The following is a 21,178-nucleotide window of genomic DNA, read 5'->3' as shown; positions in this document are numbered from 1 at the left end:
GTCAGCACTCAAACGTGCCTGTCAAGGAAATCGTCCTCATAGGGAAAGCGCGACAGGAGTTCGGTGCCGGTCTCGGTGATCAGGATCTCGTCCTCCAGCTTGACGCCCTCGCGGCCGCCCTTTTCGCCGATATAGCTTTCGACGCTGACCACCATGCCGGGCACGATGACACCGTCGCGGCCATAGGTCTCGTAATCCATGGCATGCGCGATGAACGGCGTCTCGCCATGCATGCCGACGCCGTGCATGACCGAGGTGTAGCGCTGGTCGACGAAGCGGTCCGGGATCTTCCAGGCCTTTTCGGCAATCTCGCGAAACGCCATGCCCGGCTTGACGACCCCGATGTTGTGCTGAACCTGATCGTGCGCCATGCGGTAGAGCGATCTCTGATAATCGGTCGGCTTGCCCGGGCCGCAGCGGAAGGTGCGCGAAAAGTCCGAATAATAGCCGTAGCAGCCGATCGTGTCGGTATCGAGCGCCAGAAGTTCGCCCGGCCTGATCTTGCGGCCGCTCGCCTCATTGAACCATGGGTTGGTGCGCTGGCCCGAGGTCAGCAAACGGGTTTCGATGAATTCGCCGCCCTGGCGGATCACCTCGCCATACATGATGGCGAACAACTCGTTTTCGGATACGCCGGGCTTGATCGCCTCGCGCACCGCATAGACCGCTGCCTCGGCGCCAGCCATCGACACCTGCAGGCATTTTACTTCCTCTGGCGTCTTGACCGCGCGCACCGCCAAAATCTCGCCCTGGCAATCCCGGACGTCGCAGCCGCGCTTTTCCAACGCCAGTGCCTGCAGATGGCTGCAGCGGTCGAGCCCGAGCTTCATCGAGCCGCCGCCATGCGCCTTGAGCAATTCGGCGATCTCATCGGCGAACGGGCCGGCTGTTTCGTCGTCACGGCCCGACACCGAAGACCAGACCAGCTTCGACGGCCGCGCCTCGTCGATCGTGTCGAGCACCATCGAGACATGGTAGCTCTGCGGATATTCGAACAACACGATCGGCCCTTCGGTCGGGATGAAGAAGTAGCGCGTCGAGTTGCGCAGGAAATAGCCGAACATGTTGCGCGAGCCGGTGGCGTAGCGCTGGTTGTAGGGGTCGAACAGCACGACGCCGCCATAGCCGGCCTCGCGCATCCACGCGCGCAGCTTGGCCAGTCGCCCCTTGCGCAGCGCGTCGGCATTGATGAAGGACGGCTCGGTATCCGACAACCACATGCCGCCGGCCGGATCGGCCGCAGCCGGATGCCGCATGCGATCCTTGAAGTCGACATCCTCGGTGCTGTCCGGGTCAAAAACGACGATGCTCATGGGTGCCTCCTGGAAGCCAGACCATGGAGCAAAGGACGTGCGGGCGTTGTGCGGAAAACCGCAAATGTTGTGCTGGATGCCGTAGACAGGCTGGCGGGACAGCACCCCCCTCTGGCCTGCCGGCCATCTCCCCCTCAGGTGGGGAGATTGGACGTCACTTCAGCTTTCGCCAATCTCCAAAGTTGTCGAGTGAGCTTTGCTTGCGAAGCTACCAATCTCCCCCCTTGAGGGGGAGATGGCCGGCAGGCCAGAGCGGGGTGGGCGGGAACTCAGCGTGGAGCGATTAACGCCGCTAGTGCCTCCTCATCACCTTCGGCGCGTGGCCATGCTCCTCCCGGAACGCGCGGGCAAAGCTCGACATCGACGCAAAGCCGCAGGCCAGCGCCACGTCACGCACCATCAGCGTCGAATGTGCCAGGAGATCAGCGGCGCGCTTCAGCCGCAGGCGGCGGTAGTAGCCGTTGGGCGAGATGCTGAGCTCGGAGCGGAAATTGCGTTCAAGCTTGTCGGAGGAGACGCCGAGCCGCCCCGCCAGCTCCGCCATGCCGAGCCGCTCCTCCACCGCATCCTCCATGATGGCGATGGCCGACAGCACCAGTTCGTTCTGGACGCCGGTGCGTAAGCGCAGCGGCATCAGCTTGCGGTCGACGCTGGAGCGCAGCGGGCTGTGCACGAACCATTCGGCGACGCCGGCCGCCAGCTCGGCGCCATAATCGTTGGTGATGATCTCCAGCATCATGTCGAGGCTGCCGACGCCACCGGCCGAAGTGAAGCGCTTGCGGTCGATGACATAGAGATCGCGCCTCAGCTCGATATCCGGAAACGCTTCGGTGAAGGCTGCCTGGCTGGTCCAGTGCAAGGTGCAGGCATGGCCGTCGAGCAGGCCCGCGCGGGCGAGGAAGAACGCCGCATCCGCCACCGCACCGATATGGGCGCCGCCGCGCAGGCTCTTGCGGATCCAGCTCACGGCATCGTGCGCGACGAGATGATCGGCATCGCCGCCCGAGCAGACGACGATGCGATCGACCTTCGGCGCGTCATGGGCGGCAAAGCCGGGCTGGATGACGACGCCGTTCGAGGCCTCGACCGGGCCTTCGGCGGCGCCGACGATGATCCAGCGATAGCAGTCCCGCTTGGCCAGCACGTTCGCCGCGCGCAACGGCTCGATGACGGAGCTGAACGCCATCATCGGAAAACCGGGGAAGACCAGGATGGCGAAGGTCAGCGGAGTGTCGCTTACCGTCGGTTGGTTGCGGTGTCGGTTGTTCATAGGGAGACTACCATTTCGCCAGATGGCGCCAAGGTCAACGGAGCAGCGTGTAGGCTCCGATCTTTGGTGATCCTTCACGCCCCCCTCTGTCCTGCCGGACATCTCCCCCACAAGGGGGAGATCGGCAGCTTCGCCGTCCGTCCGTGTTTCAGCGATGGAGATTGGCGAAAGCGCAAGATGACGGCCAATCTCCCCCCTCGTGGGGGAGATGCCCGGTAGGGCAGAGGGGGGCGCTGTCCCGCCGTCGTTTCGGCATCGTGCACTCAACTCGCCAGCGCCTGATCCAGATCCGCAATCAGATCATCACCATCCTCGATCCCGGCCGACAAGCGCACCAGCGAATCGGATATCCCGATCTCCGCGCGTTTTTTCGCCGGGATCGAGCCGTGCGTCATCAGTGCGGGGTGCTCGATCAGGCTTTCGACGCCGCCGAGGCTTTCGGCCAGCGTGAACAGTTGCGTGTGCTCGAGGAAGCGCTTGGTGCCGGCGAGGTCGCGGTCGAGCTCGATGGTGATCATGCCGCCGAAGGCGTGCATCTGCCGCCTGGCGATGGCGTGCTGCGGATGGCTGGGCAGGCCGGGATAGATAACACGGCGGATGTCGGGGCGGCTTTCCAGCCAGTGCGCGATCTTCTGGCCGTTCGACGAATGACGCTCCATCCTCAGCGCCAGCGTCTTCAGGCCGCGCAGCGCCAGGAAACTGTCGAATGGCCCGGAAATGGCGCCGATGGCGTTCTGCAGGAACTTCAGCCGATCGGCGAGATCCTTGTTGTCGCCGACCACGGCGACGCCGCCGACCATGTCGGAATGGCCGTTGAGGTATTTCGTCGTCGAGTGAACAACGATATCGATGCCGAGCTCCAGCGGCCGCTGCAGATAGGGGCTGCAGAAAGTGTTGTCGGCGACCGACAGCACGCCTTTGCGCCTGGCCAATGCCGCGACGCCTTCGAGATCGACGACACGCAGCAGTGGATTGGTCGGCGTCTCGACCCAGAGCAGCTTGGTTTCCGGGCGGATCGCCGCTTCGACCGCGGCAAGATCAGTGAAGTCAACGAAGTCGACCTGGAGGTTGGCCGAGCGCTTGCGCACCCGCTCAAGCAGCCGAAACGTGCCGCCATAGATGTCGTCGGTGGCGACGATGTGGGCGCCGGAATCGAGCAGTTCGAAAATAGTGGCGATCGCCGCCAGCCCCGAAGCGAAGGCGAAGGCGGCTGTGCCGCTTTCGAGGTCGGCCACAGCGCGCTCGAAGGCAAAGCGGGTCGGGTTCTGGCTGCGGGCATATTCAAAACCCTTGTGCACGCCCGGGCTCTGCTGGCCATAGGTCGAGGTCGCGTAGATCGGCACCATCACCGCGCCCGTCGTCGGGTCGTGGCTCTGGCCGCCATGGATGGTGCGCGTCGAGAAGGCGAGGCGGTTCCTGCCCGATACGGTGGCTTTGACGGTCATCGGGCGCGCCTCAGATGGTTGATCAGGTCGATACGGGTTATCAGGCCAATGAATTCGTCGCCATCGAAGACGATAGCGACCTCGTTGCGGTCGAACACCGGCAGCAGCGCATCCAGCGTCTGGCTGGCCTGCAGCGTGTGCAGGGTAGAGGTCATGGCCGTACTGACCGGGGCCTTGAAGCGGTCCCAGCGGCTGTCATAGGGGCCTTCGACCTTGGCCAGGATATCGCTTTCGTCGATGATGCCGACGAGCTTGCCCTCGTCCAGCACCGGCAGCTGCGAAACATCCGAGCGGCGCATGCGTCCATAGGCGTTGAGCAGGCTTTCGTCGGGGCCGACATACACGGTGTCGCCGGTGCGATGCGAGCGCATCACCAGATCGCGCAAATCGCCATGCTGCTCCTGCTCGGCAAGGCCCTGTTCGGCCAACCAGAAGTCGTCGAACACTTTCGACAGATACTTGTTGCCGCTGTCGCAGACGAAGGTGACGACGCGCTTCGGCACGGTCTGCTCGCGGCAATAGCGGAGCGCCGTCGAAAGCAGCGTGCCGGAAGACGAGCCGGCGAGGATGCCTTCCTTCGAAAGCAGGTCGCGCACCGCCAGCATGCTCTGCTTGTCGGGGATGGAATAGGCCTTCCTGACCAGCGACAGATCGGCATTGGGCGGGACGAAATCCTCGCCGATGCCTTCGACGGTCCAGCTTCCGGCCTCTACCATCTTGCCGGTCTTGATCAAAGGCGCCAGCACCGAGCCGACCGGATCGGCCAAAATCATCTCGGTCTTCGGCGAGACTTTCGCGAAATAGCGGCCGAGCCCGGTCAGCGTGCCGCCGGAGCCGACACCGACGACAACCGCGTCGACGTCGCCTTCGAGCTGTTGGAAGATTTCCGGTCCGGTCGTGGTTTCATGAGCCAGCGGATTGGCCGGGTTGGCGAACTGGTTGGCATAGAAGGCGCCGGGCAGCTCGACGGCGATCTTTTCGGCCATGTCCTGGTAATATTCGGCATGGCCCTTGCCGACATCGGAGCGCGTCATGCGCACTTCGGCGCCGAGCGCGCGCAAATGCTGGATTTTTTCGCGGGACATCTTGTCGGGAACGACGAGGATGATGCGGTAGCCCTTGGGGATGCCGACCTGGGCGAGGCCGAGACCGGTGTTGCCGGCGGTCGCCTCGACGAGGGTGCCGCCGGGCTTCAGTCTGCCCTGTTTTTCGGCGGCGGCAATCATCGACAGCGCGATGCGGTCCTTGATCGAGCCGCCGGGATTCTGGCTTTCGAGCTTGATGAACAGCCGGCACTTGCCGATGTCGAATTTGGTCAGCTCGACGACCGGGGTCTGCCCGATCAGGTCGAGAACCGAGGCATAGGGCGGGCGCAGGCGGGACGATGCATCGTCCGGTGCTACGATCTTGTGCTTGCTCATGTCAGATGCTCCGTTGCCAGAATGAGCAACCGCCCTGGAAGACGGCAACCTACCGTCTTTTCCAGCCGTTTGCAGTTGGAAAGAAGATAGATCGTGCCAATCCGGCCGCCAGCAGGGGAATGGAATTTCGCGAAAGCTTCGCCGGCCTCCAGGCAGGGCAAAAGATTTGCAGAACCTGTTTAGGGCTCAGGCGATCGCCGCCTGGGCTTCGATCTCGATCAGAAAATCCGGATTGCCGAGCCCGGCGACGCGCAGCACCTTGATGATCGGCGGCGCGCCACGATTTGCCCCGAAGGCGATCTAGGCGCCGAATGCCGGCCCTATGTCCAGGTCGCCGGCGATATGGACCGAGAGGCTGACAAGGTCTTCAGGCTTTGCCCCACCGGCTTCGAGCACCTTTGCCAGGTTGGCAAGCGCCTAAGCGGTCTGCGCAGCGAGATCGTCCCTGGCGACGATCCGGCCTTGCGCGTCGACCCCATGCTGGCCGCCGACCAGCACGATGCGCGCGGATGCCGGCAGCGACACGCCTTGCGAATAGGCCGGGTTGCTGTGCATGCCCTCGGGGTTCAGCCTTTCGATGGTCACTGCACTTTTCCTCCTCAGCGAAAACTATACCGCGGCCGCCTGGCCGTCCGTAGGGTCGCACGGCACAGAACGGCAATCGTGCGGCCGTTTCAACGCACCATCTCGTTCGTTGCCGCCGCTGATTCCGCCATGCTACCCGGCGCTGGTCGAACAGCAATGCAAGGAATGGCCGATGAAGATTCTTGCCTATGACAATTTCAAGCCCGGCGTCACGCTCGACGACCTGCGGCCTTATTTGCGCGACGAAGTGTCGAACGTCTGGCGGCTCTGGAAGGCGGGGATCGTGCGCGAGAATTATGCGCGCGGCGATATTGGCGGCGTCATCATCGTCTTCGAGCTCGACAGCGTCGCGGAAGCGCGGCGCTACACCGAGGACTTCCCGCTGTCCAAGGCCGGGCTGCTGGAATGGCACTTCATCGCCTTCGACGCGCCATTGCCGCTGGAATTCCTGTTCGACCCGACCGTCGACATCGCCAAGCCGTGGGACCGGACGGCGGCATGATCCGGTCGCGCGACGGGATCGAAATCCCGGCCAGCCTGGCTGAGTGGTGCGATCCGCGCCGCACGGCGCTGGTGGTCTACGACATGCAGGTCGGCATCTGCCGCCAGGTGGCCGGCGCCGCCACCATCGTCGAGCGCACCGGCACGGTGCTGGAAGCGGCGCGCGTGGCCGGAATGCGGGTGGCGTTCACGCGCCATCTGTCGCTGCCGCGCAAATGGATGGGCGCGACGCAGCTGCGCACCGCCATGGCCTGGCAGCGGCGCGACAGCCCCGACACAGTTGAGCCGTGGTTCCCGCGCGACGCCGAAGCGACGCGGATCGTGCCCGAGCTGGAACCCCGCGATGACGAGGCGGTGTTCGACAAGCTCACGATGTCGGCCTTCGATTCCACCGCGTTCGGCTTTGCCTTGCGCGATTGCGGCGTGCGCACGATAGCGCTCGCAGGCATCGCCATGGAGATCGGCATCGAGCCAACCGTTCGCCAGGCGACCGACAATGGCTTTGTCGCCGTGGTCATCGAGGATGCCTGTGGCTTCGGCAACCGCGAGGCGCGCGACCGCTCGATGGCGACGCTACGCTTCCTCGGCGAAGCCGTTGTTACCGATGTCGCCAGCTTCTGCAGCGCGCTTGCCGGACCGGGTTGAGGACAGTCGGCTTGCTAGAGCGATCCACCCTTTCACGCAAACGTCGAACCGCTCCATCGCTTTGTCTCGCAATTGCGGACAGAAAACCGCTCCGCGCTTCCCGGAATTGATCTAGGTGGCTGCGCTATCGGTGCGAAAACGCACGCCCTCGGCGCGGCCATGCACGCTTCCCCAGTCGTAGAGCGCCTGGAGCGCGGCGGCGAGATCTTCACCGCGCCCGGTCAAGGCGTAGCGCCCCTTGCCGTCGGGCGACATCTCGAGCGTGACGAAGCCGATCTCGACAAGCTCGGCCAGGCGCTGCGTCAGCATCTTGTCCGAGAGCGAGGGGATCAGCCGGCGCAGGTCGGAATAGCGCATCGGCTGTTCCTTGACGTGCGCCAGGATCACCGTCTTCCATTTGCCGCCGAGCGCGTCGAGCGCGAACTCGACCGGGCAGCCGTAGAGTCTTCCGCGTTGGGTCATGCGCCATGGTAGGCAAGGCATGGTGACGACGGAAGCAGAATTCGCCCGGTCATCTGGCCAGGGGTCGCGGCTCACGGCCTCGCCGGCCACAAAATCCATGGAGGAGAACGAAGATGAGCGTACGCGACGCCAATCCGATCAACGCGCAACAGCCGAAACGTGTGGCGATCGTCATCGCCAACCCGGCTGTCTCGACCACCACGGGCTGGCCGGTCGGCTTCTGGCGGAGCTAGCTCCCGCACCCCTGGTTCGCCTTCACCGCGAGGTTATGCGGTCGAGATCTTTTCACCCAACGGCGGCGGTCTTGCATCCGAAATTGCGTCAAGACAAAGGGGGCCTTATCCGAGCAATCGCTTGCTTAGCCGCGCACACTGCACGCGAATATCGGGAATGGCGTCGATCTCGAAGAAGGTGCCGCGCGTCAGCGGCCCGACCGCCAAAATCTTGGCCGATACTGTGCCATCGCCGGCGATGACCTCGCAGTCCGCGGTCACATCGAGGCCGAGCCGCAGCGGATCCGGCCGTGCCAGCCCACGGTCGACCAGCGACCGCACCACGCTGTTCGAGGTGGTCGAGATATCCCTGGCGATGCCGGTGCAATCATAGATGCGGGCGACATCGAACCTTTCGAGGCGCTGCATGTGGCGGGACTGGACCTCTACGGTGTAGCCTGCGGCGATGTCGACGATGCGGCCGGCGACAAGCCGGATGCGGCCGGCCTGCACCGCCTCCGTAACGCGGGCGTAGACTTGCGGCGCCATGCGATGGCGGTGGATGTCCCACCACGCCTTGGTGTGCTCGACAAAGCGGCGCTTGGCCGAGGACGGCCAGTTCTGCCAGATCTTCTGGTTGAAGGGCCTCAGACCGTCGACGACGTCGCGCCAGTCGATGCCGGCCTTCTGGTTTTCCCGGATCAGGTCGCGGAACCAGCCGACGAAATAGGAAAGCTGGGTGCCGAGCGGGATATCGGCAACGTCGAGCTTGATGGGATTGCCCTTGCGATGCGGCGAAGGCAGCAGGCCGCGCCGCGACACCGCGACGATCGCGCCGCGATGACCGCGCTGCTCGAGCGACAGAAAGGCATCGACCATGCTCAACCCCGTGCCCAGCACCAGGACTCGGGCTTCGGGGTCGAGCGCGCTGTCGGCCTCGGATCCCATCCTGATCGCGTGGCCCTGCCCCGCCCCCGGCTCCTCGTCATGGCCGGTCGCCAGCACGGCAAGATGCGCAACCACGCTGGTGCCGTTGGCCAGCGCCACCTCGACGCCGGACGCGGTCGGCGAGATCGACAGGCTCTCCTCGCGGATCAGGCGCAGCCGGCCCGTCTGCTGCTCACGCGCCTCGAGCTCGTCGAGCAGCTCCTTGAGATAGCGGGCGTAGACGCTGCGCGGCGCATAGACCGGTGCCTGGTCCGGCGTTGCCAGGCCGCGTTCAAGTAGCCAGCGCGAGAAATTGCCGGGATCGTCGGCATAGGCGCTCATGCCCAACGCGCTGACATTCAGCACATGGGCTGAGAGCAGCGTTGAATAGGCCATGCCTTGCCCAAAATGCGGGCGTTTTTCGACCAGGCTGACGCGGAGATCGGGATTGGGCGACTTCAGCAGATGCGCGGCAAGCACGACGCCGCTGGCGCCGCCACCAACAATGATGATCGAAGTTGGAATGATCGAATTTGCGCGTCCGGTCATGCGCGCACCAATTGTCTTGGGAGCCATTGGTTCCGGAATTCTCGGGTCAGGCTTTGTTGATTCAGGCCTGGATTTTCAACGGCACCGAAAGGTCTTCGTCGCCGGCGATGTCGCGCATCTCGGCGAGGCTGCGCTGGTCCAGCACCTCGGCGATGGCCTGCCGGACCTCCAGCATCAGATGTCGGACTTGGCATGTCGCCTCGTTGCAATCTTCGCAGCGCTGATACTGGGTGCGGCTGGCGCAAGGAATGGGGGCAAGTGGCCCGTCGAGCACGCGCACGACGTGCCCGACCTTGATCTCGTCCGCTGGGCGCGCCAGGCGATAACCGCCCTCCTTGCCCTTGCGGCTCTGGACGAAACCGGCATTGCGCAATTCGCCAAGGATGGCATCGAGGAACTTTTTCGGAATATTGTTTGCGCGGGCGATGTCGTTGACGAAGGCGAGCTGTCCAACCGGCAGGCGCGCCAGATGAACGAGCGCCTTGAGGCCGTACTTACCTTTTTTCGTGAGCATAACCCGAACGTTTCTCTGTCATGCGATGACCCAAGGCCATCGGTTGCGAAACGCCTGGCGTGCCTCCCCGCCGCGTCCAAGCTGTCACTACAGATAAATTCTAGTGACATGATATACAAGCCAAGAAACGTTGATTTTGTTTCGTTTTCAAGCCGCAATGGCCATTTTGGCCGGGGCTTGTGCCCCTACGAGCACAGGAGCCGCCGCCAATAGGACACCGGCAAACTGGCCGGCGACAGGAATGTCCCGACCGGCCGACAGCAGCTTCTGTCCCTGAATTTGAAGGCCAAAGCATGCCGCGCGCGGCAACAAGGAGGGTGGCGTCGCTCATCGTCCTCTCCAATCCTTCAATGTCCATAAGAATACTAGACTTAACCCCGAGCACAGGAAATTCACTTTCAATTGTTCGGCCGTTCGCAGCATGGATTTGCCGGTGACCGGGCCAAAACGGAAAATTCTTGTTTGCGGCTGATGGCGCAATCACCGGTCGCTCCAACGGACAGCGAAGCCAGAGGCGAGGTGGAGCCAAGAAGGCAATTGAGGTGCTGCGCCATTGTTCAAAGCAGCGACGCAGCGGAGACCCGAGGATCGATGCCGCTATACTGACCAACGAATGCAGATCCAATAGTGCGCGCCATTCCGTCTCTGTTTCGGCTGACCTGACCGTCAACAGACCTTAGGCCGAGGCCCGCTGCAGCCGCCATATCCGCCTTCGCGCCGCGCCACTGACGGCTTTTTTCTAACAAGACGGCAATGGTTGGAAGGATTTAACTCTACAAGCCTTATAGACTTAGCTGACTATGAGGGAGCGATCCGATTTTTCTCTTTTCAAGGAGCCTTTCATGTCCACTATTTCGCGACGCGTCGTTCTCCTGTCCTCGGCGGCTCTGGCTGGTGCCGGCTTTCTCGGCCCAGCCCATGCGAAGGACCTCAAGATCACTATCGGCTACCAGACGGTCGTCGAACCCTCGAAGGTGCCGCAGGCCGACGGCGCCTATGAGAGCGCGACCAAGGCGGCAATCGACTGGCGGAAATTTGATTCCGGCGCCGACGTGATCGCCGCCGTCGCTTCCGGTTCGGTCGACATCGGTTATGTCGGCTCGAGCCCGCTGGCGGCGGCGGCGAGCCGCGAGCTTCCCATCCAGACCATCTTCATTGTCGGGCTGATCGGCGAATCCGAGGCCCTTGTCGCCCGCAACGGCGCCGGCATCGAGAAGGTCGCCGACCTTGCCGGCAAGAAGGTGGCGGTACCCTTCGTCTCGACGACGCATTACAGCCTGCTTGCGGCGCTGAAGCATGAGGGTGTCGAGCCGAAGTCGGTCGATATTCTCAATCTGCGGCCACCGGAGATCGCGGCGGCATGGGCGCGCGGCGACATCGACGCCGCCTATGTCTGGGATCCGGCACTCGGCCAGATCAAGACGTCGGGCAAGGTCGTGCTGGATTCCTCGCAGGTCGCCGCCTGGGGCGCGCCGACTTTCGACGCCTGGATCGTGCGCACCGACTTCGCCGAAAGGAACCCGGAGGCGGTGCGCGACTTCGTCAAAGTGACGGGCGCTGCCTATGCCGAATTCCTGGCCAAGCCGGATCAATGGTCGGTGTCCTCGCCGCAAGCGGCCAAGATCGCCAGGATCACCGGGGCCAAGCTCGAAGACGTGCCGCAACTGCTGAGGGGCTATGTCTTCCCGACGCTCGAGGAGCAGGCCTCGGACAAGTTCCTCGGTGGCGGCACGGTCAAGGCAGTCGAGGCGACGTCGGCCTTCCTCAAGGAGCAGGGCAAGATCGACGCCGTGCTGCCGGATTATTCGAAATACGTGTCGTCGAAATATGTCGGCGAGGCGCTTGCCTCGAATTAGCGACCGCTCAATGCGCGCGTCCTCCCTTCCCTGACGCGCGCGTTGCCTGCAGATTCAGAATATCGGCGACGCCACATGACGCATCTCCTGCTCGACAAAGTCTCGATTCATTATGAAGGCCGGCCGGCGCCGGCCGTCGAACGCGTGTCGATTGACGTCGCCAAGGATGACTTCGTTGTCCTGGTCGGCCGCTCCGGCTGCGGCAAGACCTCGCTGCTCAATGTCGCTGCGGGCCTGGTCGAGCCTGTGCGCGGCAGCGCCACGGTAGGCGGCAGGCCGATCACGGCGCCAGGCTCGGACCGCGCCGTCGTGTTCCAGAACGACGCGCTGTTTCCGTGGCTGACCGCGCGGGAAAATGTCGCCTTTGCGCTCAGGCTGCGCGGCGTCGGGCCAAGTGAACGGGCGCGGCGCGCCGATGCGCTGCTGGCGCTGGTGAAGCTCGACGGTGCCGGCGACAAGCGCATCTGGGAGCTTTCCGGGGGCATGCGCCAGCGCGTCGGCCTGGCCCGGGCGCTGGCGGCCGAGCCGCAATTCTTGCTGCTCGACGAGCCGCTGGGCGCGCTCGATGCGCTGACACGGGAACGCATGCAGACAACGCTGCTCGATCTGTGGACGGCAAGCAATGTCGGCGTGCTGATGGTGACGCACGGCATCGAGGAAGCGCTGGTGCTCGCAACCCGCATCATTGTGCTGGCTCCCGACCCTGGGCGGGTGGTGCGGAGTTTCGAAACCGGCTTCAGCCGGCGCTATGCAGCCGGCGAGGCCATTCGCAGCATCAAGGCCGATCCCGCCTTCGCCGCGGCGCGCGGCGAGCTGACCGATGCGATCTTCGAAGGAGAGGCAGCATGACCGTTACCTCCTATACCGAGCGGCCGCAGCGCTCCAAGGCCGACGACGGAGCCGACGCGCTGTCGGTGCCGTGGTCGCGGCCGCGGCCAAGACGCAGCCGCGCTTCGGCACGCACGGTCAGCGCCGTCACTGTTCTGGTGGTGCTGGCGGCGTGGGCACTGTCGGCCCGCCTGCAATTGGTGTCGCCGGTTTTCCTGCCGTCGCCCGTGGCAGTCTGGAACAAATTTGTCGTCGTCGCCCGTGACGGCTTTGTCGACGCGACGCTGCTCCAGCATATCGCCGCCAGTCTGTGGCGGGTATTTGCAGCGCTGATCGCGGCCGTTTTCGTCGGCGTTCCCATCGGGCTGGCTATCGGCATCAGCATCATAGGGCGCGGCATCTTCGATCCGCTGCTCGAATTGCTGCGGCCGATCCCGCCGCTGGCCTATCTGCCACTAATCATTATCTGGTTCGGCATTGGCGAGCCGTCCAAGATCCTGGTGATTGCCATCGCCATGCTGGCGCCGGTCGCGCTGTCGACGGCATCGGGTGTTCGCGGCGTCTCGCAGGAACGCATCAATGCGGCACGCGCGCTTGGCGCGACCCGCACGCAGCTTGTCCGGCACGTGATCCTACCCAGCGCACTGCCCTCGATCCTGACCGGCCTGCGCATCGCGCTTGGCGCCGGCTGGTCGACGCTGGTTGCCGCCGAGCTGGTGGCGGCGACGCGCGGGCTCGGCTTCATGATCCAGTCCGCCGCCCAGTTCCTCGTCACCGACGTGGTGGTGATGGGCATACTGGTGATCGCGGCCATTGCCTTCGTGCTCGAATTCATCATCCGCAGGATCGAGCGGGTGCTCGTCCCGTGGGCGGGGCGGGAGTGACCGGATCGGAGACGTGACGATGCCCCATTCCACCGCTGTGCTGCTTGCGCGTTTCGGCCATTGGCTCCGCCTGATCAAGGCCGGAGACAAACAGCCGCCTGAGGACGAACGCAAAGCGCCGACGCCGGTGCATCTGGACGCGGAGCGCAACCGCTTACCGCCGCGCGACGAAAGTTTCTACTGGGGCTGGCAATACTGGTCGCGGTGACCGGCCGCCACGGGTCCGCTGTGCGCTGCTCTGGCGGGAGCCTGAGGATCGACGCCTGCTCAAACGCGCGAACGGTTCGCCCAGGCCAGGCCGGCCAAGCCAACCAGCGCGGTGACGATGCCGACATAGAGCCATTGCGACTGGCCGGTCATGAAGCTGCCGCCGATAAGGCCGATGCCTTGCAATGACCACAGCACGCCGATGGCGAGCACAATCAACGCCAGCAGATTTTTGATCAATCTCATTGCTAAAACTCCTTTCCAAGTCGATCATCGGCCGCGCTCCTGCCGGAATGGAACAGCGAAAGAAGCGGCCCGGTCAGGCCAACTTCTACTTAGATGCAAATCTCTGATCTTGTGCAAGACGTGCTGAGGTCGATGCGAAGATCATCAAAGAAGCTGTGCCTTGCTGCGGAAACTCTCTGACAAATTGTTTCGCACCGACTCCAAACGTGTAACATTGTCATGGAACCGACAGATCATTGCCGCATTTGCTGCCTCATTCGCCTCTAACCGCTGCGGGTCTGTCAACGGAGCCAGTCCCCAACACATGAACAAAAGCAACCAGACCGCGCTTGCCGCGGCCATGATCGCGGCTGGCCTGATGGTCGGCGCATCCACTGCCGGCGCCGCCGCTCAGTGCGGCCGTGCCTCCTGGTACTCACTGCATTCCAGAACCGCTTCCGGCGAACGCATGAACCCGTCGGCGCTGACCGCAGCGCATCGCAGCCTGCCGTTCGGCACCAAGCTGAAGGTGACCAACCGCAACAATGGCCGCAGCGTCGTCGTGCGGATCAACGATCGCGGCCCGTTTATCAGGGGCCGCGTGCTCGATCTGTCGAAGGGCGCCGCCAGCCAGCTCGGCTTCATCAGCTCGGGCCATACCGCCGTCTGCATGGCACGCGTCTAACAGTCAGAGCGCCAGGCCGGACACCTCCTCCGACGATCGCACCGATAGGCGTACCCTTGGCTACGCCTTCGCAGGTGCACATTGAGCCGGCTGTTGCCGTTGAAGGCGGATTCCCAACATCTTGGACGAAAGAATGAGCATAAATCACGCAAGTTGACGTATTGCATCGCAGCAAATTGTTGCTAACCTCCCGCAAGACAAGGCTCGGCGCTGCTCGTCGGCCCTTCGATCGCAGTCGGCAGCGGGGTTCTCGATGTTCTACCAGCTTTACGAACTGAACCATGCCGCCTTGCAGCCGGCCCGCCTCTATGCCGATGCGGTGCGCCTGTTCTACTCCAATCCGCTCAATCCGGTTTCACACACGTCCTGGGGCCGCTCGGTCGCGGCAACGGCCGAATTGTTCGAACGCACGACACGCCGCTACGGCAAGCCGCAATTCGGCCTGACCAAGACCGTGGTCGACTGGAAAACCGTCGAGGTCAGCGAACGCACCGTCTGGTCGCGGCCGTTCTGCAATCTGGTCCGTTTCGAGCGGGCTGTCCCGGCCGGGCGCCGGCCGGATCCGAAGCTGTTAATCGTCGCACCGATGTCGGGCCACTATGCGACGCTGTTGCGCGGCACGGCCGAGGCGATGCTGCCCTATGCGGACGTGCATATCACCGACTGGGTCGACGCCCGGATGGTGCCGCTTGCCGACGGCAGCTTCGACCTCGACGACTATGTCGACTACATTGTCGACATGCTGCATGCGCTGGGACCCGACACCCACGTGATGGCGGTGTGCCAGCCGTCGGTGCCGGTGCTGGCGGCGGTGGCGCTGATGGAAGCCAAGGGCGATCCTTTCGTGCCCTCGACGATGACGCTGATGGGCGGCCCGATCGACACGCGCCGCAACCCGACGGCGGTCAATTTGCTGGCCCAGGAAAAGGGCATCGACTGGTTCCGCGACAACGTCATCATGCGCGCGCCCTGGCCGGTGCCGGGCTTCGGCCGCGAGGTCTATCCCGGTTTCCTGCAGCTTTCGGGTTTCATGAGCATGAACCTGGATCGCCACATCATCGCCCACAAAGACTTCTTCATGCACCTGGTGAAGCATGACGGCGACAATGCCGAGAAGCACCGCGAATTCTATGACGAATACCTGGCGGTGATGGATCTGACGGCGGAATTCTACCTGCAGACCGTCGATACCGTCTTCGTCCGCCAGGCCTTGCCCAAGGGCGAAATGACGCATCGCGGTGTGGCGGTCGACCCTTCGGCGATCCGCAATGTCGCCCTGTTCACCGTCGAGGGCGAGAACGACGACATCTCCGGCCTTGGCCAGACCAAGGCGGCGCACGACCTCTGCATCAACATTCCGGCCGACAGGCACGCCCATTACATGCAGCCGGCGGTCGGCCATTACGGTGTGTTCAACGGCTCGCGCTTCCGCTCCGAAATCGTGCCGCGCATCGTCGATTTCATTACCAGCTACGGCCGCCAGAACCGTGTTGCGGTGAAGCCCAAGCTGGTCAGGACCGGCAAGAAATAGGCGACCAGCGATGATGCCCGTCAATCCGCATCAGGTCGGTCAATGCCAAAATCATCGGTTGGCGGGGCCGTGCGGCCGGTCGACCTGTTGCACAATAGTCGCGTTGGCGCCACGCAGGTAACCATGCCGCAAAAATCAATCCATCCTCATAATTGACACCGACTGTAAATACCCCTTAACGTTTCGTTAACAACAAGGGACAAGCGGGGACAATGATTTCCTCACCAATGGCGAGAACGGTACGCCTGTGCGCGCTGGCTGGACTTACTGTGGCGGCAGGTTGGGCCAGTTCGGCCTCGGCAGCCAGCCCGATGATAACAGGTGGTCCGACGTCGCAGCCGATCGGCCATTATGATTTCTGCAAGACCTACCCGTCGGAATGCTCGATCCGCCCGAAGGATCTGTCGCCCGCCAGCATGACCGGCTCGCTGTGGCGCAAGCTGCTCAGCGTCACGGTAAAGGTCAACGCCGCCGTCAAGCCTGAGAGCGACTTCGACATCTACGGCAAGGACGAGGTCTGGGCCTATCCCGACAAGGGTGTCGGCGACTGCGAGGACTATGTCCTGGAAAAGCGCCGTGAGCTGAACCGGCTGGGCGTCTCGTTTGCCGATCTGCTGATGACCGTCGTGCGCAAGCCGGATGGCGAAGGCCACGCCGTGCTGACGGTGCGCACCGACAAGGGCGACTACATCCTCGACAATCTGACCGACCAGGTCCGTTCCTGGGACCAGACCGGCTATCGTTTCCTCAAGCGGCAGGCGATCGACAATACCGGCCGTTGGGTCTCGATCCGCGGCGGCCAGCAGGTTCTGGTCGGCTCGGTCCAGTAACAAAGCAACTCATTTCGGCCGGTTCAGCGCGGCGCGGAGCGACGCAATGATGCGGCGAAGCTCGGCTTCGTCGAGCTTTTCGATGTTGTCGGCCAGGAGATTGGCAAGCTCGGTCGCCGCCGGGCTAAGGCCGGACGTGTCGAGCTTGACGCGCGGATGCGAGGTTTCGGCCAACCGCGCCAGTTCCTCGGCGTCGTCCCAAATGATGTTGAAATAGCCGATGATCTTCTGGATCAGCGTCCAGCTCGGCGCACCGCGGCGGCCGTGTTCGAGCGCCGAGAGATAGGCTGCGCTGACGCCGATCGCCTTGGCCATGTCCTTCTGGGTGACGCCGCGCTCGTTTCGCAGCACGCGAAGCTTTTCGCCGAACGGGGTCACGAGCACATCCTCATTGGCGCATCCTCATGGGCGCATCCTCAAGAGCGCGCCCGCCGCAGACGGACGTAAAGCGCGCCCGAGCCGCCATGATTGCGGGCGGCATGGTCGTGGCTGGAGACAAGGGGCCGGAAGGCGGGCGTCGACAGCCATGACGGCACGGCGCGTCGCAAGACGCCGTCGCCGCCCGACGAGGAGCCCTTGCCGGTGATTACCAGGACATAGCGGATGCCGCCGGCATGCGCCCGGTGCAGGAAGGAAAACAGCAGCGAATAGGCTTCGTCCTGGGTCAGGCCATGCAGGTCGACGCGGCCTTCGATCGGCAGCCGGCCCTTCGACAGCTTGTCCAGCGTCGGTTCGTCGAGTGCGTGGGAAACATGCTGCGCCTTCGGTTTCGCGGCTGCGGCAGCATTGCCCGCGACCTGTACTGGCGGCGGCGCCTGCCTGGCGTCGTCGATCTCCGGCCCAATGTTGGGAATATCGACGGCGATCTTGCCCTTCAGCGGCTTTGTCGTGCGCGCCACCAGGTTCCATAGAACCCGGTCGTCCTCGCTCAGCCTGTCGATGCGCCGGGTCATCGATCTGCTCCTGAAATCAGCGACCGGGGGATCAGCGCATAAAAATCGGCGGCGTTGCGGATAACGCCGGCGATCTCGCCGGCCGCATCGCCTGACCCAGCGAACAGATCGCCGCGGGCTGGCCCGGTGATCGCCGAGCCGGTGTCCTGTGCGATCATCAGCCGCCGGAACGGTTTTCCGTCGAAGGCGGTCAGCGACGGCGCATCGATATGGAAGGGCGTGCCGAACGTGTGCAGCAGTCGGTCGACGGCGATCGAGCGGCCGGGTGCCAACGGCACCTTGGCGGCAGCGATCGGGCCGAGCTCCGGGTCGTCGACGCCCATCTCGCGGAAGAAGATGTAGGAGCGGTTGCGCCAAAGGATCTCGTCGACGCGCTCCGGACGCGCCTTGAGCCAGGCACGGATCGACTGCATCGTCACTTTTTCCAGCGGGATCTCGCCTTCGTCGCTCAGGATCGTGCCCGGTCCGGTAAAGCGCTGGCCGGATTTGGCGGCATAGGTGACGCGGCAAAGCTCCCCGTCGGTCATGTTGAGCCGCGCCGCGCCCTGCACGTGGATGAAGAAGGCATCGACCTTGTCGGCGAGCCAGGCGATTTCCAGGCCTTGTCCAGCGAGCGCGCCGCGTTCGATCTCGCCGCGGTCGAAATATTCGACCGGGTCGTTCGGCGCCGCACGAGCGAAGGCAAGATAAGGATCCATGCCGGAAGGACGATTGCCATCGTCGATGTCGACAAGGTCGGCCGGGCGGGTTAGCAACGGCACCGAAAATCGTCGCGTGCGCACCGGCGAGGCGTCGACCTCCGGCTCGTAGAAGCCGGTGACGAGGCCTGGGCCGCCGTTTTCCGCCCCTATATGGGCCGGCACAAAGTAGCGCTCGAAGAAGCTTCGGGCCTCCAACCGATTCGCCGGCGAAACGGTGCGCGCTGCGGCATAGGCTTCGGCAAAGGCGCCGAAATCGACGCCGAGCGCGCCGGAGCGGTAGGGTTTCGTCAGGACATGAAAGGCCGAGCGGCGAAAGGCCTCAAAGGCAGGGAGTTGGTCGTCCTCGTCCCAGCCCGGCAATTCGCCAAAGGACTTTTCGCTGAAGACTCGAGAAAGCGACACGACAGCCCCCGCCGCCGTCCAGTTCAGTCTTCTTCTTCGGTGGCGACGAGCTTCCAGTTCGGATCGCGCGAGCGCGCGTCACGAGCGAAGGTCCAGACGTCCTTGACCTCGGCGACGGTCTCGGGATCGCCGTCAATGACGGCGCCGGCCTTGTCGCGGGTCGCTGAAATCAGTTCGCTGACAATGCGCAGCGTGATGTGCGCCTCGCTGCCCTTCATCTCGGCCGAAACGATGTCGGCCTTGTCGATGCCGACGAAGGAGGACTGGATTTTTTCGGCTTTTGCCTCGCGGTCGCCGATGGCCGCGACAAAGCCGTCATAGACCTCGCGCGACAAAAGGTTCTTCAAGGTTTTGCGGTCGCCATCGGCGTAGGCCATGACGATCATCTCATAGGCCATCTTGGCGCCGTCGACGAAGGTCTTCGGGTCGAAGGTCGGATCATTGTCCTTGATCGCCCGCAGGCCCCGGTTGAGATCTGTGTCGGGCTTGGCAAAGGCGTCGATCGCCGTATAGGCATCGGCCGCCGGCTCTCCCGCCAGCCGCTTGCGCGGCAGCGAAACCACGTTCTCGGGTTTCTGGGCGGCATCCTTGTCGTTCTTGCGCCCTGCCGTATATGGATCGAAGGGCGGGCGTTCGTTGCCCGTGCGTCGGCCAAGCACGTTGCGCAGCTGGAAGAAGATCACCACCGCCGCAATCAGAAAGAAAATTGTGCCGAAGTCGAAGAAGCCCATATCTTGCGCCAATCAATCCCTGCTTTGGCCGGACCAGCGGCCAAGCAAGGGCCGCGATCACATAGCGTTCAGTATCCAAAGCATATAGAACGCATGGCGCAATCATTCAAATCAAAGGCAGCCATACCTATCTAACAGCTCTGGTGCCAGCGGCGATTGCTCGCCGGCCGGCAAAACATCGAAACGATCGGTCAAGATTTGCGTATCTCGCTGCTTCCCCTGTTTGTTCTTGCGCTTCCGCTGCTGGAGATAGCCGGTTTCGTCATTATCGGCCGCCAGATCGGCGCGCTGGCGACGGTCGGGCTGGTGCTGGCCTCGAGCGTCGCCGGCGCCTTGCTCCTTCGACACCAGGGTTTTGGCGTCATGGCCAGGGTCCGTGCCGAAATGGATGCCGGCCACGATCCGAGCCGCCAGCTTGCGCACGGCGCCATGATCGTTCTGGCCGCGATCCTTTTGATCATCCCCGGCTTCATCTCGGATATTTTCGGCATTCTACTGTTCCTGCCACCGGTGCGCGATCTTGCCTGGCGGATGCTGAAAGGCCGCATCGTGCTGGCCACCGATTTCGGCGTTGGTTTGCGGGCAAGGCAACGCGGCAAGACCATCGATCTCGACGACGGCGACTATTCGCGCGCCGACGACCATGCGCGCGGGCCTGACTCTCCGTGGCGCCGCCTCAAGGACGAGTAGCCGCAAGGCAACCGGCGTCTTTTGCAAACTTGTCTTGTCGTGCCGGCCATGATAGCGAACGCCCGAATTTCAATCCGGTCAGCAACGCTGCCCAGGCAAAAGGATCACAGCTTATGGCCAGCAACGACGACGCCCCGACCGGCGCAGCCAACGGTAATGGAAATGCGGAGCAGCCTTCGCTCAACGTGCTTGCGCAATATGTGAAGGACCTGTCCTTCGAAAGCCCCGGCGCGCCAAACTCGCTGCGCGGCCGCGACAAGGCCCCCGGCATCGCCATCAACGTCAACGTCAACGCCAACCCGCTTTCGGACAAGCAGTTCGACGTCAATTTGACGCTGAATGCCAAGGCGTCGTTCGACCAGGAAGTGCTGTTCAATGTCGAACTGGTCTATGGCGGCGTCTTCTCCATCAGCGGCTTCCCGCAGGAGCACATGCTGCCGATACTGTTCATCGAATGCCCGCGGCTGCTGTTCCCGTTCGCCAGGCAGATCATTGCCGAGGCAACGCGCAATGGCGGCTTCCCGCCGCTGATGCTCGACCCGATCGATTTCGCGCAGATGTTCCAGCAGAAGCTGGCCGAGGACCAGGCCGCCGCCAAGGTCAAGGTGAGCTGAAGGCGTTTGTGTCTCGATAGCGTTTGAGAAACCCGGCCTTGCGCCGGGTTTTTTTATGAGCCGCTGGCGGGACAGTGCCCCCTCTGGCCTTCCGGCCATCTCCCCCTTAAGTGGGACCTGTTGCGCAGTCATGAGCAAAAGCTTGCGGCGGCGGGGTTGCGGCGGTTGTTCGCTTGTTTGCGGGGGATTTGACGTCT

25 protein-coding genes are annotated in these 21,178 nt (G+C 63.5%); 12 read left to right on the top strand and 13 right to left on the bottom strand.

What is annotated here, in order from left to right; genetic code table 11:
• Positions 1–8: 8 nt before the first annotated feature.
• From NKG95_RS19230 to NKG95_RS19215, 4 genes are all read right to left on the bottom strand, one after another.
• The gene (locus NKG95_RS19230) at positions 9–1,313 is read right to left on the bottom strand and encodes a M24 family metallopeptidase (RefSeq protein WP_352845452.1); all 1,305 of its coding nucleotides are present in this window, start codon (positions 1,311–1,313) and stop codon (positions 9–11) included.
• A 292-nt stretch (positions 1,314–1,605) separates the two neighbouring features.
• Positions 1,606–2,583, bottom strand: coding sequence for a GlxA family transcriptional regulator (locus NKG95_RS19225; protein WP_353023519.1), 978 nt, complete (start codon positions 2,581–2,583; stop codon positions 1,606–1,608).
• 263 nt (positions 2,584–2,846) lie between these two features.
• Positions 2,847–4,028 (bottom strand): cystathionine gamma-synthase, encoded by a 1,182-nt coding sequence (locus NKG95_RS19220; RefSeq protein ID WP_352481346.1) that lies wholly within the window; start codon positions 4,026–4,028, stop codon positions 2,847–2,849.
• Positions 4,025–5,449: a pyridoxal-phosphate dependent enzyme gene (locus tag NKG95_RS19215; RefSeq protein WP_353041963.1), complete on the bottom strand. Its 1,425-nt coding sequence runs from the start codon at positions 5,447–5,449 to the stop codon at positions 4,025–4,027. The genes NKG95_RS19220 and NKG95_RS19215 overlap by 4 nt, the downstream gene beginning before the upstream one ends.
• 166 nt (positions 5,450–5,615) lie before the next feature.
• On the opposite strand from NKG95_RS19215, the gene NKG95_RS19210 reads away from it, so the two are divergent.
• A complete protein-coding gene (locus tag NKG95_RS19210; protein ID WP_353041961.1) occupies positions 5,616–5,753 on the top strand; it encodes a hypothetical protein in 138 nt (45 codons plus the stop codon).
• Between the two features lie 113 nt (positions 5,754–5,866).
• On the opposite strand, the gene NKG95_RS19205 is transcribed toward NKG95_RS19210, so the two are convergent.
• Complete coding sequence (locus NKG95_RS19205; RefSeq protein ID WP_352918735.1) at positions 5,867–6,034, bottom strand: hypothetical protein; 168 nt, start codon at positions 6,032–6,034, stop codon at positions 5,867–5,869.
• Between the two features lie 172 nt (positions 6,035–6,206).
• Between NKG95_RS19205 and NKG95_RS19200 the strand changes: the two genes are divergently transcribed.
• Entirely contained in the window at positions 6,207–6,536 is a 330-nt protein-coding gene (locus tag NKG95_RS19200; RefSeq protein ID WP_023718782.1) for a hypothetical protein, read from the top strand.
• Entirely contained in the window at positions 6,533–7,180 is a 648-nt protein-coding gene (locus NKG95_RS19195; protein WP_353041959.1) for a cysteine hydrolase family protein, read from the top strand. Before NKG95_RS19200 ends, NKG95_RS19195 begins: the two co-directional genes overlap by 4 nt.
• 111 nt (positions 7,181–7,291) lie before the next feature.
• Here the strand turns inward: NKG95_RS19195 and NKG95_RS19190 are convergent, their stop codons facing one another.
• The 3 genes from NKG95_RS19190 to NKG95_RS19180 form a co-directional block, all read right to left on the bottom strand.
• Positions 7,292–7,642: a winged helix-turn-helix transcriptional regulator gene (locus NKG95_RS19190; protein WP_352481342.1), complete on the bottom strand. Its 351-nt coding sequence runs from the start codon at positions 7,640–7,642 to the stop codon at positions 7,292–7,294.
• Between the two features lie 338 nt (positions 7,643–7,980).
• Entirely contained in the window at positions 7,981–9,330 is a 1,350-nt protein-coding gene (locus NKG95_RS19185) for an FAD/NAD(P)-binding protein (RefSeq protein WP_353041957.1), read from the bottom strand.
• Between the two features lie 61 nt (positions 9,331–9,391).
• Positions 9,392–9,844, bottom strand: a complete 453-nt coding sequence (locus NKG95_RS19180) for an RrF2 family transcriptional regulator (protein ID WP_352592220.1) — start codon at positions 9,842–9,844, stop codon at positions 9,392–9,394.
• 842 nt (positions 9,845–10,686) lie between these two features.
• Here NKG95_RS19180 and tauA point away from each other — a divergent pair.
• The 4 genes from tauA (at position 10,687) to NKG95_RS19160 (ending at position 13,620) form a co-directional block, all read left to right on the top strand.
• Positions 10,687–11,700, top strand: coding sequence for a taurine ABC transporter substrate-binding protein (gene tauA, locus NKG95_RS19175; RefSeq protein WP_352481339.1), 1,014 nt, complete (start codon positions 10,687–10,689; stop codon positions 11,698–11,700).
• Between the two features lie 75 nt (positions 11,701–11,775).
• On the top strand, positions 11,776–12,549 hold the full coding sequence (locus NKG95_RS19170) for a taurine ABC transporter ATP-binding protein (protein ID WP_353041955.1): 774 nt from the start codon (positions 11,776–11,778) through the stop codon (positions 12,547–12,549).
• A complete protein-coding gene (locus NKG95_RS19165; protein WP_353041953.1) occupies positions 12,546–13,412 on the top strand; it encodes an ABC transporter permease subunit in 867 nt (288 codons plus the stop codon). Before NKG95_RS19170 ends, NKG95_RS19165 begins: the two co-directional genes overlap by 4 nt.
• A 19-nt stretch (positions 13,413–13,431) precedes the next feature.
• Complete coding sequence (locus tag NKG95_RS19160) at positions 13,432–13,620, top strand: hypothetical protein (RefSeq protein ID WP_023718773.1); 189 nt, start codon at positions 13,432–13,434, stop codon at positions 13,618–13,620.
• 59 nt (positions 13,621–13,679) lie between these two features.
• Here the strand turns inward: NKG95_RS19160 and NKG95_RS19155 are convergent, their stop codons facing one another.
• On the bottom strand, positions 13,680–13,865 hold the full coding sequence (locus NKG95_RS19155) for a hypothetical protein (RefSeq protein ID WP_023718772.1): 186 nt from the start codon (positions 13,863–13,865) through the stop codon (positions 13,680–13,682).
• Between the two features lie 304 nt (positions 13,866–14,169).
• On the opposite strand from NKG95_RS19155, the gene NKG95_RS19150 reads away from it, so the two are divergent.
• The 3 genes from NKG95_RS19150 to NKG95_RS19140 all read left to right on the top strand — a co-directional run bounded on the left by NKG95_RS19150 (position 14,170) and on the right by NKG95_RS19140 (position 16,890).
• Positions 14,170–14,529 (top strand): septal ring lytic transglycosylase RlpA family protein, encoded by a 360-nt coding sequence (locus NKG95_RS19150; RefSeq protein WP_353041951.1) that lies wholly within the window; start codon positions 14,170–14,172, stop codon positions 14,527–14,529.
• A 253-nt stretch (positions 14,530–14,782) separates the two neighbouring features.
• Positions 14,783–16,060, top strand: coding sequence for a polyhydroxyalkanoate depolymerase (locus NKG95_RS19145; protein WP_352481335.1), 1,278 nt, complete (start codon positions 14,783–14,785; stop codon positions 16,058–16,060).
• A gap of 212 nt (positions 16,061–16,272) precedes the next feature.
• Positions 16,273–16,890: a transglutaminase-like cysteine peptidase gene (locus NKG95_RS19140; RefSeq protein WP_353041949.1), complete on the top strand. Its 618-nt coding sequence runs from the start codon at positions 16,273–16,275 to the stop codon at positions 16,888–16,890.
• 9 nt (positions 16,891–16,899) lie between these two features.
• Here the strand turns inward: NKG95_RS19140 and NKG95_RS19135 are convergent, their stop codons facing one another.
• Genes NKG95_RS19135 through NKG95_RS19120 form a run of 4 tightly spaced genes read right to left on the bottom strand, consistent with a single transcriptional unit; the run spans position 16,900 to position 19,677 of the window.
• The gene (locus tag NKG95_RS19135) at positions 16,900–17,268 is read right to left on the bottom strand and encodes a helix-turn-helix domain-containing protein (protein ID WP_023718768.1); all 369 of its coding nucleotides are present in this window, start codon (positions 17,266–17,268) and stop codon (positions 16,900–16,902) included.
• A gap of 38 nt (positions 17,269–17,306) precedes the next feature.
• Positions 17,307–17,843: a Smr/MutS family protein gene (locus NKG95_RS19130; RefSeq protein WP_023718767.1), complete on the bottom strand. Its 537-nt coding sequence runs from the start codon at positions 17,841–17,843 to the stop codon at positions 17,307–17,309.
• Positions 17,840–18,946 (bottom strand): murein transglycosylase A, encoded by a 1,107-nt coding sequence (gene mltA, locus NKG95_RS19125; RefSeq protein ID WP_353041947.1) that lies wholly within the window; start codon positions 18,944–18,946, stop codon positions 17,840–17,842. The genes NKG95_RS19130 and mltA overlap by 4 nt, the downstream gene beginning before the upstream one ends.
• Positions 18,947–18,969: 23 nt before the next feature.
• Positions 18,970–19,677 (bottom strand): Tim44/TimA family putative adaptor protein, encoded by a 708-nt coding sequence (locus NKG95_RS19120; RefSeq protein WP_023718765.1) that lies wholly within the window; start codon positions 19,675–19,677, stop codon positions 18,970–18,972.
• A 198-nt stretch (positions 19,678–19,875) separates the two neighbouring features.
• On the opposite strand from NKG95_RS19120, the gene NKG95_RS19115 reads away from it, so the two are divergent.
• Both NKG95_RS19115 and secB read left to right on the top strand, forming a co-directional pair.
• On the top strand, positions 19,876–20,367 hold the full coding sequence (locus NKG95_RS19115) for an FxsA family protein (RefSeq protein WP_353041945.1): 492 nt from the start codon (positions 19,876–19,878) through the stop codon (positions 20,365–20,367).
• 113 nt (positions 20,368–20,480) lie between these two features.
• Positions 20,481–20,981: a protein-export chaperone SecB gene (gene secB, locus NKG95_RS19110; RefSeq protein ID WP_023718763.1), complete on the top strand. Its 501-nt coding sequence runs from the start codon at positions 20,481–20,483 to the stop codon at positions 20,979–20,981.
• The last annotated feature ends 197 nt before the right edge of the window (positions 20,982–21,178 follow it).

The sequence above is a fragment of the Mesorhizobium sp. M1423 genome, assembly GCF_040317575.1.
GTDB lineage: Bacteria > Pseudomonadota > Alphaproteobacteria > Rhizobiales > Rhizobiaceae > Mesorhizobium.
The sequence above is the reverse complement of the archived record's forward strand: the minus strand, read 5'-3'. Positions and strand labels throughout refer to the sequence as shown.

Coding starts and splice junctions, on each gene's coding strand:
- NKG95_RS19150 (WP_353041951.1), top strand. CDS start 14,170: ATGAACAAAAGCAACCAGACCGCGCTTGCCGCGGCCATGATCGCGGCT.
- NKG95_RS19180 (WP_352592220.1), bottom strand. CDS start 9,844: ATGCTCACGAAAAAAGGTAAGTACGGCCTCAAGGCGCTCGTTCATCTG.
- NKG95_RS19215 (WP_353041963.1), bottom strand. CDS start 5,449: ATGAGCAAGCACAAGATCGTAGCACCGGACGATGCATCGTCCCGCCTG.
- NKG95_RS19120 (WP_023718765.1), bottom strand. CDS start 19,677: ATGGGCTTCTTCGACTTCGGCACAATTTTCTTTCTGATTGCGGCGGTG.
- NKG95_RS19170 (WP_353041955.1), top strand. CDS start 11,776: ATGACGCATCTCCTGCTCGACAAAGTCTCGATTCATTATGAAGGCCGG.
- NKG95_RS19160 (WP_023718773.1), top strand. CDS start 13,432: ATGCCCCATTCCACCGCTGTGCTGCTTGCGCGTTTCGGCCATTGGCTC.
- NKG95_RS19145 (WP_352481335.1), top strand. CDS start 14,783: ATGTTCTACCAGCTTTACGAACTGAACCATGCCGCCTTGCAGCCGGCC.
- NKG95_RS19200 (WP_023718782.1), top strand. CDS start 6,207: ATGAAGATTCTTGCCTATGACAATTTCAAGCCCGGCGTCACGCTCGAC.
- tauA (WP_352481339.1), top strand. CDS start 10,687: ATGTCCACTATTTCGCGACGCGTCGTTCTCCTGTCCTCGGCGGCTCTG.
- NKG95_RS19165 (WP_353041953.1), top strand. CDS start 12,546: ATGACCGTTACCTCCTATACCGAGCGGCCGCAGCGCTCCAAGGCCGAC.
- NKG95_RS19140 (WP_353041949.1), top strand. CDS start 16,273: ATGATTTCCTCACCAATGGCGAGAACGGTACGCCTGTGCGCGCTGGCT.
- NKG95_RS19225 (WP_353023519.1), bottom strand. CDS start 2,583: ATGAACAACCGACACCGCAACCAACCGACGGTAAGCGACACTCCGCTG.
- NKG95_RS19220 (WP_352481346.1), bottom strand. CDS start 4,028: ATGACCGTCAAAGCCACCGTATCGGGCAGGAACCGCCTCGCCTTCTCG.
- NKG95_RS19190 (WP_352481342.1), bottom strand. CDS start 7,642: ATGACCCAACGCGGAAGACTCTACGGCTGCCCGGTCGAGTTCGCGCTC.
- NKG95_RS19185 (WP_353041957.1), bottom strand. CDS start 9,330: ATGACCGGACGCGCAAATTCGATCATTCCAACTTCGATCATCATTGTT.
- NKG95_RS19130 (WP_023718767.1), bottom strand. CDS start 17,843: ATGACCCGGCGCATCGACAGGCTGAGCGAGGACGACCGGGTTCTATGG.
- secB (WP_023718763.1), top strand. CDS start 20,481: ATGGCCAGCAACGACGACGCCCCGACCGGCGCAGCCAACGGTAATGGA.
- NKG95_RS19230 (WP_352845452.1), bottom strand. CDS start 1,313: ATGAGCATCGTCGTTTTTGACCCGGACAGCACCGAGGATGTCGACTTC.
- NKG95_RS19195 (WP_353041959.1), top strand. CDS start 6,533: ATGATCCGGTCGCGCGACGGGATCGAAATCCCGGCCAGCCTGGCTGAG.
- NKG95_RS19155 (WP_023718772.1), bottom strand. CDS start 13,865: ATGAGATTGATCAAAAATCTGCTGGCGTTGATTGTGCTCGCCATCGGC.